The following is a 14473-nucleotide window of genomic DNA, read 5'->3' as shown; positions in this document are numbered from 1 at the left end:
TCACACCACCCGCGCCGCCCCAGAGACACACGCGGCACACCAGGCACCGGGGGCGTCGGCGTCAGAAGTATTGACATCAACTCCGGCATTTGTGAGTGTCGTTGACAAATGCCGACGCGCTCGCGTCGCGCGCGGGCACTGTCGCCGCGTCCCCCCACTCCCCAACCAAGGGAGCATCGTGCTCAGACGCCGGAAGATATTCCTCCGTACCGCCCTCGCCCTCTCCGTGGTCTCAGGCCTCCTCTGGGCAGGAACCGCCAACGTCCCCCAGGCCGACGCCGCCGCCCTCGCTCCCCCCAGCGTCAAGAACAAGGTCTACGCGGGCTATCAGGGCTGGTTCGCCGCCCCCGGCGACGGCTCCCCCGTCAACCAGTGGACGCACTGGGCCGGCGGCAGGCAGCCGTCCCCGGGCAACCAGTCCTTCGAGCTGTACCCCGACATGCGCCAGTACGCCGCGTCGTCGTCGTTCCAGACCGGGTACGCCCCGCTCGGCAACGGCAGCCCCGCGACGCTCTTCTCCTCGTATCCCACCGATGTGGTGGACAAGCACTTCAGCTGGATGCAGCAGTACGGGATCGACGGCGCCGCGCTCCAGCGCTTCGGCAACGAGATCGCGGACCCCGCCTCGCCGCGCACGGCCCAGCGCAACGCCATCACCACCAAGGTGCGGACCGCCGCCGAGAAGTACGGCCGCGGCTTCTACGTCGAGTACGACGTCAGCGGGCTGACCGACGCCAATGTGGAACAGGTCCTCAAGGACGACTGGACCAATACGCTCAACGGCTCGATGAAGATCACCGACTCCCCCGCCTACGCCAGGGAGGGCGGCAAGCCGGTCGTCGAGCTGTGGGGCTTCGGCTTCGCCGACCGCCCCGGCTCGGCCGCGCAGGCGGAGCGCATCGTCAAGTGGTTCAAGGACCAGGGCCTTTACGTGATCGGCGGCGTCCCGCGCGGCTGGCGCACCGACACCGACGCCAAGCCGGGATTCGGCGCCGTCTATAAAGCCTTCAACATGCTCTCGCCGTGGATGGTCGGCTCCATCGGGGACACCGCGCCCCAACTGGCCGCCGACCGGGACGCGATGAACGCGAACGGGCAGGACTACCAGCCCGTCATCTACCCGGGCTTCGCGTGGTCCAACTGGAACGGCGGCTCGCGCAACCAGATCCCGCGCAAGGGCGGTGACTTCCTCTGGCAGCAGGCCGCCAATGTGCGCAAGGCCGGGGTCGGGCAGGCGTTCATCGCGATGTTCGACGAGTACGACGAGGGCACGGCCATCGCGCCGGCCGCCGAGGACTCCTCGATGGTCCCGACCAACCAGTACTTCCTGACGACCAGCGCCGACGGCAAGTTCGTCTCCTCGGACTTCTATCTGCGGCTGGCCGCCAAGGCGACGCGCATGATCACCGGTCAGGACCCGCTCTCCACCACGGTGCCCATCCCGCTCTCGGCCGGCCCCGTCTACCTCCGTACGAGCCTGGAGAAGGACGCCGACGCCCAGCCGACCTGGACCAACACCCCGGTCGGCGGCGGCACGCTCAATGTGACGGGGCCCGGCGGCACCGGAGCTCCCACCCTCGGCGTCGTCACCGGCGCTGACCATCAGCTCGGCCAGTCCGCGCTGCGCGCCCAGGGCCGTACGCCGTCGACGGCCCACTCGTACGTGTACTTCCAGGCGTTCGACGTCAGCATCCCGGTCTCCGGGACGACCAAGCTGACGTATGGCTTCCTGCCGAAGGACGCGGGCGGCCGCAGTGTGTCCGTCGATCTGATCCTGAGCGACGGGACGACGCTGAGGGACAGCGCCGCGACCACCACGACCGGGGTGGACATGCATCCGGGTGCCGCGAAGGGCACGGTCGGCAGCTGGACGAAGATCCGGAGTGACATCGGGACCTGGCTGAACGGGAAGACCATCACCAAGATCCTCGTCGGTTACGACCGGAGCGGCACGGCGGGCGACTTCAACGCGTTCATCGACGACATCGAGATCTCCAACTAAGGCGACACGCGAACGGAGGCGGCGGGCCGTCCCTTGCCCGTCGCCTCCGAGTTCGTCACCGCGTGGGTGCGGTGTCAGATCCGCAGCAGCCGTTCCGTCACTTCGCGGTAGCTCTGCAGCGCGAGCCGCAGGTCCTCCGTGTCGGAGCCGTCCGCCGAGCGGTTCTTGTCGCCCGCGGAGGTCCCGTCCCAGCTGGCGCGCAGCGAACGGGGCCGTTCGGCGAGCGCGCTCGTGAGTCGCTCGGCGGCCTCCTCCAGCACACCGGCGGCTTCCTCGACGGAGCGCCGCGGCCCGTCGACGAAGGTGTTGAGGGCCTCCTGCAGACGCAGGGTCAGCTTGTCGCTCTCGTCCTGGGGGAACAGCCGCGGATTCGCGCCGTCCGTCGCATGCCCAGGAGCCTTGCCCGAAGCCTTTCCGGCGGTTGTGCCGGCAGTTGTGCCGGGGGCCGTGGCGCGGGCCTTGTCGGCCGTCCTGCCCGGGGCCGCGTCCGGGGCACGCGTCGGCATGGCCGGCTCGCGGACCTCGCGCGTGTCGTGGGACTGCCGGGTGTGCAGGGGCTTGACGGCCTCGCGCGTCCCGCCCGTCCCCTTCGTCTCGGCCGTACCCTTCGTCCCGACCGGCCCCGACATCCCACCGGTCTCCGTCGTCCCGGCCGTCTCCGACGTCGCGGGCTCCTCGCGGAGCTCACGGACCTCGCGGGCCTCAGGGGTCATGACGGCCCGCTCCTGCCCGGTCCTGGCGGTGTGCCCTGTCTGCCCGGTCCTGGGCGCCGGAGCGGCCTGCGGGGCCTTGGGGGCCTGCGGGGCCTTGGGGGCCTGCGCCGCCTCGGGTATTTCCTCATGCTTCTGGTCACTCTTCGGGTCGTACGTCATTACGCACCACTCCCTTTGGGCCGCAGTGAGAAGTTCCGGTTCCGGCCGGCGCTCCCGGGGCGGTTCTTTCCGCTCTCCTCCGGGTGGGCGAGGATCAGTTGCTCAAAGAGCTCGCGCGCGCCGACCATCGCCTCGCGCAGCTCTTCCGTGCTCGCGCCGCGGCCGTCGTCGGAGGCCACGTGACGCACCCTGCGGTAGCCGTCCACCTGATGGGCGTGGTGTACGGAGAGGGCGTCGAGCTGGTCGTCGTACCGCGCGCCCTCGGGGTAGCCGCGCTCCCCCGCGAGCCGGGCCAGCAGCTTTTCCGCCTCGGCCACCGCGTCCTGCGGGGAGTCGACGAAGCGCTCCTGGAGACCGGCCCACTGGGCCACGTACTGTTCGCGCTGGTCCGCGGGCAGGGGCTCGGGCCGCAGGCCGCCATGGCGCCGGACCCGGTCCGTCAGCTCGCGCTCGGCGGCCTTGGCGTCACCGTCATGGCGGGCGACGACACGGTCGTACTCCGGTCCGAACCGGCGCTTCAGTCCGCTTCGCCCGCTTCCCCTGCCGGGCCCGAGGTACAGGACCGCGGCCACAATGATCACAAACACCACGATCAGAGCGACGACGATCAGGACTGTGGACATGGTTGCCTTCCTGGTTCTCGGCTCGTCTCGGCTCGTACTCGTTTCGGTACTGCTCATAACGGGTCGTTCTCCGAGTCGGGTTGCCCGGAATCCGGTGGCCAAACGGTCCCGCGCTCGGGTACAGAAATAACCATGAACTGGTCCGTCCGTCCCGAGTCCTTCGGCACCCCCGACGCCACCCGGCTGCGCCGCGCCTACTACGACGAGGTCGCGAGCCGCTATTGGGGACGCCCCGCGACAGCGGCGGAGATCGACGAGGGGCTGGCCGGCGATCCGCCCGATCACCTCGTCCGCCCCACCGGAGAGTTCGTCGTCGGGCGGTACGGCGGCGAGGCCGCGTCCTGCGGCGGGCTGCGCGTGCTGGACGCGGGGACGGCCGAGCTGACGCGGGTGTACGTGTCCCCCGCCGCACGCGGCACCGGGGGCGGCGGGGCGCTGCTGACCGCCCTGGAGGAGGCCGCGCGGCGGCTCGGGGCCGGCAGGCTCGTGCTCGACACCCGGCTCGATCTGGTCGAGGCGCGCGGGCTGTACGCCAAGCACGGCTTCCAGGAGATCCCGGCGTACGGCGAGAAAGGCCCGTACAGCGAGATCTGGTACGGCAAGGAGCTCACCGCGCCCGCCAGGACTTAGGGCGGGCGGAGCGTCTCAGGCCGCGTGGTCCCTGGGCGGTTCCGGGGCGCGCGGCCGTTCGCTCTCGGAGCCGCACAGCTCGCTGTTCAGCTCCCGCACCAGCCGCACCAGATCGGTCGGCCGGTCGGGCCCCCACCAGTCCCCCAGCAGCTCCGCCAAGGACTCCTCGCGGAGCTTCGCCAGCACTTCCGCCGTCCGCGCTCCTCGGTCGGTGAGCATCAGTTCCAGACCTTCGCGGCGGGCGAGCCCGCGCTCCTCCACCTGCCGGGACGCGTCGGTGACCGTCCTGATCGGTACGGGCGAGGTCTCCGCGAGCACGGCCGGCTGGACGGAGCCGTGGCGTCTGATGTGCAGCAGCAGCCAACTGGCCGCCGGGAGCAGGTCGTACCCCGCCTTCGCGGTGATCGTCACATAGATCTCGCGGCGGCCCTCGCGCGTGCCGAGGACCGACAGGGCGCGTGCCACTTCGTCGCGCGAGGAGCGCTCGACCGGGTTGGACGCCAGGGTCTCGGTGATCTCCGGGGCGGTCACCGAGCCGCGCAGCGTGTCCTCCTTGAGGAACCACGCGACGGCGAAGGCGAGCAGCACGACCGGTACGGCGTACAGGAAGACATCGGTGATGGACGTCGCGTACGCGTTCAGCACGGGCGGCCGCAGCGCGGGCGGCAGCCGGCCGATGTCCCGTGGGTCGGCGGACAGCCGGCCGGGGCTCACACCGGGCGGCAGCACCCGGCCGGCCAGGGCTCTGACGAGCTTGTCTCCGAGCAGGTTGGTGAAGATCGTGCCGAAGACGGCGACGCCGAAGGACGCCCCGATGGAGCGGAAGAAGGTGGCGCCCGAGGTGGCGACGCCGAGGTCCTGGTAGCTGACGGCGTTCTGTACGACCAGCACCAGGACCTGCATGACCAGCCCGAGGCCCGCGCCGAAGACGAAGAGGTAGCCGCTCATCTCCCAGACGCCGGTGGTCGCCGTGAGCTGATGGAGCAGCAGCAGTCCGATGGCGGTAATGCCGGTGCCGAGGATGGGGAAGACTTTCCAGCGGCCGGTACGGCTGACGAGCTGCCCGGACACGGTGGACGTGATCAGCAGACCGAGCACCATCGGCAGCAGGCGCACCCCGGACATGGTGGGGGTCACGCCCTGCGCCACCTGTAGGAACGTCGGCAGATAGGTCATCGCGCCGAACAACGCGAAGCCGACGATGAAGCTGATGAGCGCGATCAGCGTGAAGGTCCTGAGCCGGAAGAGCCGCAGGGGCAGGACCGGTTCGGCCGCGCGCCGCTCGACCCGGATGAAGACGGCGAGCAGGACGACGCCGAGGATGGCGAGGCCGATGATCTGGCCCGAGCCCCAGGCCCACGTCGTCCCGCCGAGCGAGGCGACGAGCACCAGACAGGTGGCGACGGACGCGATCAGGAGGGTGCCGAGGTAGTCGATGGTGTGCTTGGCCGCGCGTACCGGAATGTGCAGGACGGCGGCGATGACGAGCAGGGCGACGACGCCGATGGGCAGATTGATGTAGAAGACCCAGCGCCAGCTGAGCTGCTCGGTGAAGAACCCGCCGAGCAGCGGTCCGAGGACGCTGGTCGCGCCGAAGACGGCGCCGAACAGACCCTGGTACTTGCCGCGTTCGCGCGGCGAGACGATATCGCCGACGATCGCCATCGACAGCACGATCAGACCGCCGCCGCCCAGTCCCTGGAGCGCGCGGAAGCCGATGAGCTGCGGCATGTTCTGGGCGATTCCGCAGAGGGCGGAGCCGATGAGGAAGATGACGATGGCGGTCTGGAAGAGCTTCTTGCGGCCGTACTGGTCACCGAGCTTGCCCCACAGCGGGGTGGCCGCGGTCGACGCCAGCAGATAGGCGGTGACGACCCAGGACAGATGCTCCAGACCGCCGAGGTCGCTGACGATCGTCGGCAGGGCGGTGGACACGATGGTCTGGTCGAGCGCGGCGAGCAGCAGGCCCATCAGCAGGGCGCCGATGGCGACCAGTACGGTGCGCGGGTTCTGGCCCTCGCCGGGGGCCGGGCTCACGGCCGGCAGGGTCGCTTCCTGAGCCATGGGACATCTCCTCGGGGTCCGCCGAACTCCATCCTGGCCGTTCTGTCCCGTTATGGCCTGCCGAGCGTCCGGCCCGGCCCCCGGGCGTGGCACGGCGTTCGAAAACGGCCTGCATAATCGGCGGCAGTTCAAGGGGAGGGGAACCCACGTTGACCGGACAGCTCTGTCCCGCATGCGGTACGCCGCGCGCCGCGGAAGGCAGACCCGACTGCGACTGCGCGGAGCGAGCGGTACGGGCCGTTCAGGCCGGGCGCTCCGAGGAGGTCGCGGCGTCGGAGGACTTCGATCCGCTGCGTATCCGTCCGTATGTGACGCTCGATACGGAGAAGGCGGCACCGACGGCGTTCCGTACGGCGGGCCCACTTCCGCCCCTCGCGGTGAAGACCAGCTCCGCCAGGCCGCCGGCCGCGGAGCTCTATCCGTCGCCGCCGCCGGCCCGCCGCGCGCCGTTCCGCGCGGTGGCGATCGGCGCGGCCGCGGTGGCGGTGATCGGGACGGCGGCGTTCGCCGGGGGCCTGTTCTCGGGGAGCGGACACCAACGGGCGATGCCTGAGGAGACGTACCCGGGTCCGCCGACGGCGAGCGCACCGGAGCGGGACGCGTCCGCGTCGCCTTCGCCGTCGCCCTCCGCGTCGGCGACCCCGCCGGCCACGGCGCCCTCGCCCCGCGCGACCCCGAGCGCGCCGCGCTCGACCGCTCCCGAGGCGCCACGGTCGTCGGCCCTCGCGAAGCCCACGCCCCCGGCTCCGGAGCGGCCGCTCCAGGCTCCGCCGGGCGCCTCGCTCAGTCCTGGGGACTCCGGCCCCGAGGTCGTCGAGCTGCAGAACCGGCTGGCGGAGATCTGGCTGTTCCGCGGGGCTTCGGACGGTCGGTACGACGAGCGCGTCGAGGGCGCCGTACGCGTCTATCAGTCGTACAAGAACATCGAGGGCGACCCTCAGGGCGTCTACGGACCGAACACCCGGCGCGCGCTGGAGGCAGAGAGCCAGGGCCGGGGTCGCCGGCACTGAGCCGCTTTGTATAATGACGAAACAAAGTGGCTCCGTCCGTACTCCCTGACCGGCGGGCGGGGCCACTTCTCTCTGCTCCCGCCCTCTGGAGTCCGCCGATGCCGGCCACCGCTTCCACCACGACGTCCGTACTGACCGCCCGTGCCCTCCTGCTCGACATGGACGGCACTCTCGTCAACTCCGACGCGTCCGTGGAGCGCTGCTGGCGCGGCTGGGCGGCCGAACACGGCCTCGATCCCGAGGCGGTACTGCAGGTCGTCCACGGCCGTCAGGGATACGCCACGATGGCCGTACTGCTCCCGGACCGCCCCGTGGAGCAGAACCACGCCGACAACCTCGTGCTGCTGGCCCGGGAGACGGCCGACACGGACGGCGTCGTCCCGATCCCCGGCGCCCCGGCCTTCATGGCGGCCATCGCCACCCTCCCGCACGCCCTGGTCACCTCGGCGGACGTGGCCCTGGCGGACGCCCGTATGACGGCGGCGGCCCTCCCGATGCCGAAGATCCGCGTGACGGCCGAGAGCGTGACCGCCAGCAAGCCCCACCCCGAGGGCTTCCTCCGGGGCGCCGCCGAACTGGGCTTCGCGCCGGAGGACTGCGTGGCCTTCGAAGACTCCGAGGCCGGCATCACGGCGGCCAGGGCGGCGGGCATGCGCGTGGTGGGCGTGGGCCCCCGGGCCGCGGCCCAGTCGCCGGACGCCCACATCCAGGACCTCACGCACCTGCGCGTGGAGCCCCTCCCGAACGGCGACATCCGCCTGCACATCGGCTGAGGCCGGACCCGGACCCGGCCGGCTCCGCACGGACAGCCCGGCTCAACCGGCCAGCTCAAACGGCCCGGCTCAACCGCCCGGCTCAACCTGCCCGCTCAGCTGTCCCTGTTCAGCCGGCCCCGGGTCACCAGCTCCAGCACCACGCTCACCGCCACCGCCTGTACCGCCATCAGCGCCACCAGTACGAACAGCTGCACCGCGCCCGCCAGGACCGGGGACGCTCCGCCCAGCAGCATTCCCACGAACGCGCCCGGCAGCGTCACGAGTCCCACCGTCCTCGTCTGGTCGAGGCCCGGGAGCAACGCGTCCGCCGCGGCGGGCCTGGCGATCTCCATACGGGCGTCACGTTCCAGCAGCCCGAGCGCGAGCCCCGCCTCGACCTCGCCCTTTCGCGCGTGCAGCTCGTCGAGCGCCCGCCGCCCGCCCAGCACCGTCGCGGTGAGCGCGCCGCCGATGAGGATCCCGGTCACCGGGATCAGGGCGATGCCCTTGACCGGTACGACTCCGGTGAGCAGCAGCAGGCCGACGACCGGCCCGACCCCCGCCCCGATCGGTACGGCCGCCCACCACCAGGTCCCGTTCCCGGTGACACGTCGTCCCGCCGTCCAGACCGCGACCGCGTACATCAGCGCGACAAAGCCGAGCAGCGGCGGTACGGCCCCGACCACCCACCCGATCACCAGGGAGACCGCGCCGAGTTGGACCGCCGCCCGCACCCCCGCGACAGCGATCTCGCGGGCCCGCCCCAGGTGAGCGAGCGCGGCCACGGTCACGGCAACGATCAGCAGCAGGCCGAGGACGACCCCGAACGTGACATCGACGCGCAGCAGCACGCGTCCACCCTATGCCGCACCCGAACGCACCCGAATGCGCCCGGCCGCGCCCAGCCCTGACGCCAAGCACTGAGGCCCGGCCCTGACGTCCGGCGCCAACCTTGTGCCTTGACGCCCGAATTGCCGCCCCATCACAACAACATCGTCACCCTTTCCCTCTTGATGTGACGTGCCCATGTCGCCACCCTGTTACCTGAAGCCCACCCCCCGGAAACCCGCCGCCGTCACGATGGCGGCCGGGCTCACCACCCCGCACCACCGGGCCCCGTGCCCCCGCACGGTCCGGTCAGGTCCCCCCACTCCAAGGGAGTTCGCATGTCAGGTATCTACGCGCGTCGCATGCCCCGCATAGCCGTCCTCGCCGCCTCGGCCGCGCTCGCCACCGCCACCACGCTGCTCACCGCCCCCAGCGCGCAGGCAGCCATGCCCACCCCCGTCAGCGCGTCCACCGCGCGCTCCTACCTGAGCCAGCTGACCGTGAAGGCGGAAGGTTCCACCAGCGGTTACAGCCGCGACCTGTTCCCGCACTGGATCACCCAGTCCGGCGCCTGTGACACCCGCGAGGTCGTCCTCAAGCGCGACGGCACGAACGTCGTGCAGAACTCCAGCTGTGCGGCCACCAGCGGCAGTTGGTTCTCGGTGTACGACGGCGCCACCTGGACCGCCGCGTCCGACGTGGACATCGACCACATGGTGCCGCTCGCCGAGGCCTGGACCTCGGGCGCCAGCAGCTGGAGCACCGCGCAGCGGCAGTCCTTCGCGAACGACCTGACCCGCCCGCAGCTGATCGCCGTCACGGACAACGTGAACCAGTCGAAGAGCGACCGCGACCCGGCGGAGTGGCTGCCGCCGGTCACCTCGTACCGCTGCACGTACACCCGCGCCTGGGTGCAGGTGAAGTACTACTACAACCTGAGCGTCGACTCCGCCGAGAAGAGCGCGCTCTCCAGCGTCCTGAACGGCTGCTGACCCAGCACGTCCGGGCCCCGCTCAATCCGGGCCCCCCTCCCCGCTCCCCTCCGTCGTTCCGTACCGTACGGAACGACGGAGGAGGGCACCTATGACCGGGCTGCGCCTGGGACCACTGCTGCGGTACGTCGACTGGGACGCCGGCGGCACGGCGACCGTCTGGGTCGAGGCCGACCGGCCGTGCACGGCGGAGGTCCGCTGCGAGGACGGGGCGTACGGCACCACGCGTACGTTCCAGATCGCCGGCCACCACTACGCGCTGATACCGGTGACCGGCCTGACGCCGGGCACCGCCACCGCGTACGAGGTGCTGCTCGACGACCGGCGCGTCTGGCCGCCCGAGGACTCCCGCTTCCCGCCGAGCACGATCCGTACCCCCGCCGGCCCCGGCGCGACCTCGGCCGGGCTGCGCGTCTCCTTCGGCTCCTGCCGCTGGGCGTCACCGGCCCACGGCGAGCAGGACCCGGTCGGACCCGACGCCCTCGACACCCTCGCGACGCGCATCGCCCGCGATCCCGGCGCCGAACGCCCCGATGTCCTGCTGCTCCTCGGCGACCAGGTGTACGCGGACGAGACCTCGCAGGAGACCAGGCGCTGGCTCGCGGAGCGCCGCGATCTGAGCGAGCCGCCGGGCGCGGAGGTCGCCGACTACGAGGAGTACACCCACCTCTACGACGAGTCCTGGCGCGACCCCGTCGTGCGCTGGCTGCTCTCCACCGTCCCCAGCTGCATGATCTTCGACGATCACGATGTGATCGACGACTGGAACACCAGCGCCGCCTGGCTGGCCGACGTGCGCGCGACACCCTGGTGGCAGGAGCGGGTGCTCAGCGGGCTGATGTCGTACTGGGTCTATCAGCACCTCGGCAATCTCTCCCCCGCCGAGCTGGCGACGGACGAGCTGTACGCGGCCGTACGCGCGGCGCCCGACGGCACCGACCTGCTGCGGCGGTTCGCCTCCGAGGCGGACCGCGATCCGGCGTGCGCGCGCTGGAGCTACCGGCGCGACTTCGGCCGCACCCGGCTGCTGATGGTCGACTCCCGCGCCGCCCGCGTCCTGGAGGAGCAGCACCGCGCGATGCTCGACGACGGCGAGGCGCACTGGGTGCGCGAGCAGGCGCTGGACGGGCGGGGTTCGTACGACCATCTCCTCGTCGGCACCTCACTGCCCTGGCTGCTGCCGCCCTTCATCCATGATGTGGAGTCCTGGGACTCCGCGCTGTGCGGCGGTGAACGCGGCGCGCGCTGGGCGCGTTTCGGCGAATGGCTGCGCAGAGCGGCCGACCTGGAGCACTGGGCGGCTTTCCCCGACTCCTTCGAGAAGCTGTCGGCGCTGATCGCGGAGGCCGGCAGCGGGCCAGGGGCCCCGGCGACGGTGTGTGTGCTGTCGGGCGATGTCCACCACGCGTATGTCGCCGAGCCCTCGTGGACGGGCGGCGACCCGGACGCGAAGGTCGTCCAGCTCACCTGCTCCCCGGTGCACAACTCCATCCCGGCGTCGATAAAGCTCGGCTTCCGCTTCGGCTGGAGCCGGCTGGCCCGGGGTCTTGGCCATGGCCTGACCCGACATGGACGAGTCACCCCGTCGGCGGTCAACTGGCGCAAAACGGGTGGGCCTTGGTTCGGCAATCAACTGATGACCCTGACCCTGCACGGCCGTTCCGCCGATCTCAGACTGGACCACGCCCGCACGACGGACAGCGGCACGGAGCTGGTGACCGTGGAGGAAAGAAGCCTGACAGCGGGTCCGTGATGCCTCGCCGCGGCGTCCGTGATCCGTTGACGCGGCGTCCGTGATGCCTCGCCGCGCCGTCCGTGATCCTTCCCACAAGGCGTGATCCTTCACCCAAGGGTTCGACACCCGCGGCACCAGCGGCATGATGAGGCAGGCCATCCGCTTCCCGAAGCGGATCGTTCCCTTCCCGCACCCCACATGCCCCGGAGTCACCGCTTTGTCCGATGTACGGCAGCCCCTGCCCCGCTCCCTGGCCGTAGTCGGCGCCGGCCCCCGCGGCACCTCTGTCCTCGAAAGACTCTGCGCGTCCGTGCCCGAACTGGCCCCGGACCTACCGCTGACCGTGCATCTCGTGGATCCCGCGCCGCCCGGCGCCGGGCGCGTCTGGCGCACCGACCAGTCGGCCGAGCTCCTGATGAACACCGTGGCCTCGCAGGTGACCGTCTTCACCGACGACAGCGTCGAGTGCGAGGGCCCGATACACCCGGGGCCGAGTCTGTACGAGTGGGCGGCGACCCGCCCGGGAGAGCGGCTCGGCCCCGACGACTACCCGAGCCGCGCCGCCTACGGCCGCTATCTGGAGTGGGCCTTCCGCAGGACGGTGGCCGGCGCCCCGGAGAATGTGACGGTCGAGGTCCACCGCGCCCGGGCGATCCGTCTCGATGACGACCCCGACAGCGCCACCGTCGGCCCGAAGACCCCGTCCGCCGCGCCCGTTTCACCCGATGCGCCCGGTGCGTCCCTCCCGTACCGCCCCACGCAGACGCTCACACTCGACAATGGCACGACGATTTCCGGCCTCTCCGCCGTCGTGCTCGCGCAGGGCCATCTTCCGGTGGTTTCCGGACAGACCCAGGCGACGCTTTCGGAGTACGCAGAACGCCACCGGCTGCGCTATCTGCCGCCCGCCAACCCGGCCGATGTCGACCTCTCCGCGGTCGCCCCGGGCGAACCGATTCTGCTGCGCGGGCTCGGCCTCAATTTCTTCGACCACATGGCGCTGCTGACGGCGGGTCGCGGCGGTCTCTTCACCCGGGGCCTCGACGGCGTTCTCGTATACCACCCGTCGGGGCGGGAACCGCAGTTGTACGCGGGGTCGCGGCGCGGTGTCCCGTACCAGGCACGCGGGGACAACGCGAAGGGCCCGTCAGGACGCCATCTCCCGCTGGTGCTCACCCCGGATGTGATCGCGCTGTTCCGCAAGCGCGCGGACGAGGGCGATCCGCCGGACTTCCTCGAAGAGATCTGGCCGTTGGTCGCCAAGGAGGTGGAGGCGGTCTTCTACGACGCGGCGCTGGCGGCCGGCGGCCGGCCGCAGGGCAGCCGCGACCGGTTCGTCGACCGCTTCCTCGCGGCGCCGCACGGCAGCGCGCGGGAGGCCGCGGTGCTGGACGAAGCGGGGATCGGGACGGCGGACCGCTGGTCCTGGGACCGGATCTCGCGCCCCTACGACGGGGAGACCTTCCGCGATCCGGCCGATCATCGTGCCTGGTTGCTGGCACATCTGCGGCAGGACGCGGCGCAGGCCGCACTCGGCAATGTGGCGGGCCCGGTCAAGGCGGCGCTGGACGTGCTGCGCGATCTCCGCAATGAGCTGCGGCAGATCGTGGACCACTCCGGCCTCTCGGGCACCTCCCGGCGCGACCATCTCGACCGCTGGTACACGCCGTTGAACGCCTTCCTCTCCATCGGCCCGCCGCGCCGCCGCATCGAGGAGATGGCGGCCCTGATCGAGGCGGGGGTGCTGGATGTGATCGGCCCGCGGACGACCGTGCGGACGCGGGACGGGGTGTTCACCGCCGAGTCCCCCGAGGTGCCGGGATCCCTGGTCCGTGCGACCACCCTCGTGGAGGCCCGGCTGCCGGAACCGGACCTTCGGCGCAGCTGCGATCCGTTGCTCTCGCGACTCCTGAAGACCGGTCAGTGCCGGCCGCACACCGTCGACGGTTACGAAACCGGAGGGGTGGATGTAACCCGCCGTCCATATCGCCTGATAGGCCGTCAGGGGGATGTTCACCCAAGGAGGTTCGCGCTCGGCGTGCCCACGGAAGGGGTGCACTGGGTGACCGCGGCGGGCGCCCGGCCCGGGGTCGACTCGGTGATGCTCTCGGACACCGACGCGGTGGCACGTGCCACCTTGCGAACGCCGGCCATCGGAGAAGCGGAATACGCGGCGCGAATTGTTCCCCGACAAAATGTTGAACTTGCAAGCATTGATTAGGTCTGCCTAACGTGAGGGGAGCTTCTCATCGGTCCAGACCAATAGATCGAAGGAGTACAACCCCCCATGAATACACGCCTCAATCACGCGCAGCCCTACGCACTCGCCCTGTTCCGTATCGTCGTCGGGCTGCTCTTCGCCTGCCACGGAGCCGCTTCGCTCTTCGGTTTCTTCGGCAAGGACACCGTTGCCGCGGGCATGTGGCCCGGCTGGTACGCCGCCGCCATCCAACTCGTCGGCGGCACCCTGGTGCTGCTCGGCCTCGGGACGCGGATAGCCGCTCTGGTGGCCTCCGGCTCCATGGCGTACGCGTACTTCAACGTCCACCAGCCCGATGGGCTCTTCCCGATGCAGAACGGCGGTGAACCGGCGGCGATCTTCGCCTGGACGTTCCTGCTGATCGTCTTCACGGGCCCCGGGGCGCTGGCCCTGGACCGGCTGTTCACCTCCCGCGGCGACGGCGAGGAGGAGCGGCGGGAGCACCGTACGGCCGTGGCCGCCTGATCCTCGGGACCGCCTGAGCCCGTAGGACCGCCTGAGCCTTGGCACCGACCGATCCGTAGGACCGATTGATCCGTACGACCGATGAGACGGCGCCCGGACCCGCGACCAGGGTCCGGGTGTCACCTTTTGATAACCCGGGTTAACTCTCCGTACCGCACAGGCGTACGCTGTATGGCTGCAGCCGCCGCTGCCGCTCCCCTGCGACATCCGGCGTCGCAACGGGACGGGCGGGGGAGT

At 71.0% G+C, this 14473-nt stretch carries 12 protein-coding genes; 8 read left to right on the top strand and 4 right to left on the bottom strand.

Annotation, left to right across the window (positions count from 1 at the left end; genetic code table 11):
- Nucleotides 1-178: 178 nt before the first annotated feature.
- Complete coding sequence (locus ACZ6MZ_RS30470) at nucleotides 179-2002, top strand: glycoside hydrolase family 99 protein (RefSeq protein WP_469355609.1); 1824 nt, start codon at nucleotides 179-181, stop codon at nucleotides 2000-2002.
- 74 nt (nucleotides 2003-2076) lie between these two features.
- Here the strand turns inward: ACZ6MZ_RS30470 and ACZ6MZ_RS30465 are convergent, their stop codons facing one another.
- Nucleotides 2077-2874 carry a hypothetical protein gene (locus ACZ6MZ_RS30465; RefSeq protein ID WP_469355607.1) on the bottom strand — a complete coding sequence of 266 codons (798 nt, stop codon included), beginning with the start codon at nucleotides 2872-2874 and terminating at the stop codon, nucleotides 2077-2079.
- The gene (locus ACZ6MZ_RS30460) at nucleotides 2874-3497 is read right to left on the bottom strand and encodes a hypothetical protein (RefSeq protein ID WP_469355605.1); all 624 of its coding nucleotides are present in this window, start codon (nucleotides 3495-3497) and stop codon (nucleotides 2874-2876) included. Before ACZ6MZ_RS30460 ends, ACZ6MZ_RS30465 begins: the two co-directional genes overlap by 1 nt.
- A 132-nt stretch (nucleotides 3498-3629) precedes the next feature.
- Between ACZ6MZ_RS30460 and ACZ6MZ_RS30455 the strand changes: the two genes are divergently transcribed.
- Nucleotides 3630-4127: a GNAT family N-acetyltransferase gene (locus ACZ6MZ_RS30455; protein WP_469355603.1), complete on the top strand. Its 498-nt coding sequence runs from the start codon at nucleotides 3630-3632 to the stop codon at nucleotides 4125-4127.
- Between the two features lie 15 nt (nucleotides 4128-4142).
- Here ACZ6MZ_RS30455 and ACZ6MZ_RS30450 read toward each other — a convergent pair whose 3' ends face one another.
- Entirely contained in the window at nucleotides 4143-6191 is a 2049-nt protein-coding gene (locus ACZ6MZ_RS30450; RefSeq protein WP_469355601.1) for an MDR family MFS transporter, read from the bottom strand.
- A 149-nt stretch (nucleotides 6192-6340) separates the two neighbouring features.
- Here ACZ6MZ_RS30450 and ACZ6MZ_RS30445 point away from each other — a divergent pair, with 149 nt between their 5' ends.
- Entirely contained in the window at nucleotides 6341-7201 is an 861-nt protein-coding gene (locus tag ACZ6MZ_RS30445) for a peptidoglycan-binding domain-containing protein (protein ID WP_469355599.1), read from the top strand.
- Between the two features lie 98 nt (nucleotides 7202-7299).
- The gene (locus ACZ6MZ_RS30440; protein ID WP_469355597.1) at nucleotides 7300-7974 is read left to right on the top strand and encodes an HAD-IA family hydrolase; all 675 of its coding nucleotides are present in this window, start codon (nucleotides 7300-7302) and stop codon (nucleotides 7972-7974) included.
- Between the two features lie 95 nt (nucleotides 7975-8069).
- On the opposite strand, the gene ACZ6MZ_RS30435 is transcribed toward ACZ6MZ_RS30440, so the two are convergent.
- Nucleotides 8070-8807, bottom strand: coding sequence for an ABC transporter permease (locus tag ACZ6MZ_RS30435; protein ID WP_469355595.1), 738 nt, complete (start codon nucleotides 8805-8807; stop codon nucleotides 8070-8072).
- A 315-nt stretch (nucleotides 8808-9122) separates the two neighbouring features.
- Between ACZ6MZ_RS30435 and ACZ6MZ_RS30430 the strand changes: the two genes are divergently transcribed.
- The 4 genes from ACZ6MZ_RS30430 to ACZ6MZ_RS30415 all read left to right on the top strand — a co-directional run bounded on the left by ACZ6MZ_RS30430 (nucleotide 9123) and on the right by ACZ6MZ_RS30415 (nucleotide 14236).
- Nucleotides 9123-9776, top strand: a complete 654-nt coding sequence (locus ACZ6MZ_RS30430) for an HNH endonuclease family protein (RefSeq protein WP_469355593.1) — start codon at nucleotides 9123-9125, stop codon at nucleotides 9774-9776.
- 91 nt (nucleotides 9777-9867) lie between these two features.
- On the top strand, nucleotides 9868-11529 hold the full coding sequence (locus ACZ6MZ_RS30425) for an alkaline phosphatase D family protein (protein ID WP_469355591.1): 1662 nt from the start codon (nucleotides 9868-9870) through the stop codon (nucleotides 11527-11529).
- A gap of 127 nt (nucleotides 11530-11656) precedes the next feature.
- Nucleotides 11657-13732, top strand: coding sequence for an FAD/NAD(P)-binding protein (locus ACZ6MZ_RS30420; protein ID WP_469355589.1), 2076 nt, complete (start codon nucleotides 11657-11659; stop codon nucleotides 13730-13732).
- A gap of 66 nt (nucleotides 13733-13798) precedes the next feature.
- Complete coding sequence (locus ACZ6MZ_RS30415; protein WP_384183746.1) at nucleotides 13799-14236, top strand: DoxX family protein; 438 nt, start codon at nucleotides 13799-13801, stop codon at nucleotides 14234-14236.
- The last annotated feature ends 237 nt before the right edge of the window (nucleotides 14237-14473 follow it).

The sequence above is a fragment of the Streptomyces sp. NPDC042201 genome (genome assembly GCF_055582185.1).
This window is presented reverse-complemented; position numbering and strand designations above follow the sequence as displayed.

Excerpts from the sequence above, each read along its gene's own strand:
- ACZ6MZ_RS30465 (WP_469355607.1), bottom strand. The coding sequence starts at position 2,874 with ATGACGTACGACCCGAAGAGTGACCAGAAGCATGAGGAAATACCCGAG.
- ACZ6MZ_RS30460 (WP_469355605.1), bottom strand. The coding sequence starts at position 3,497 with ATGTCCACAGTCCTGATCGTCGTCGCTCTGATCGTGGTGTTTGTGATC.
- ACZ6MZ_RS30455 (WP_469355603.1), top strand. The coding sequence starts at position 3,630 with ATGAACTGGTCCGTCCGTCCCGAGTCCTTCGGCACCCCCGACGCCACC.
- ACZ6MZ_RS30450 (WP_469355601.1), bottom strand. The coding sequence starts at position 6,191 with ATGGCTCAGGAAGCGACCCTGCCGGCCGTGAGCCCGGCCCCCGGCGAG.
- ACZ6MZ_RS30440 (WP_469355597.1), top strand. The coding sequence starts at position 7,300 with ATGCCGGCCACCGCTTCCACCACGACGTCCGTACTGACCGCCCGTGCC.
- ACZ6MZ_RS30430 (WP_469355593.1), top strand. The coding sequence starts at position 9,123 with ATGTCAGGTATCTACGCGCGTCGCATGCCCCGCATAGCCGTCCTCGCC.
- ACZ6MZ_RS30425 (WP_469355591.1), top strand. The coding sequence starts at position 9,868 with ATGACCGGGCTGCGCCTGGGACCACTGCTGCGGTACGTCGACTGGGAC.
- ACZ6MZ_RS30420 (WP_469355589.1), top strand. The coding sequence starts at position 11,657 with ATGAGGCAGGCCATCCGCTTCCCGAAGCGGATCGTTCCCTTCCCGCAC.
- ACZ6MZ_RS30415 (WP_384183746.1), top strand. The coding sequence starts at position 13,799 with ATGAATACACGCCTCAATCACGCGCAGCCCTACGCACTCGCCCTGTTC.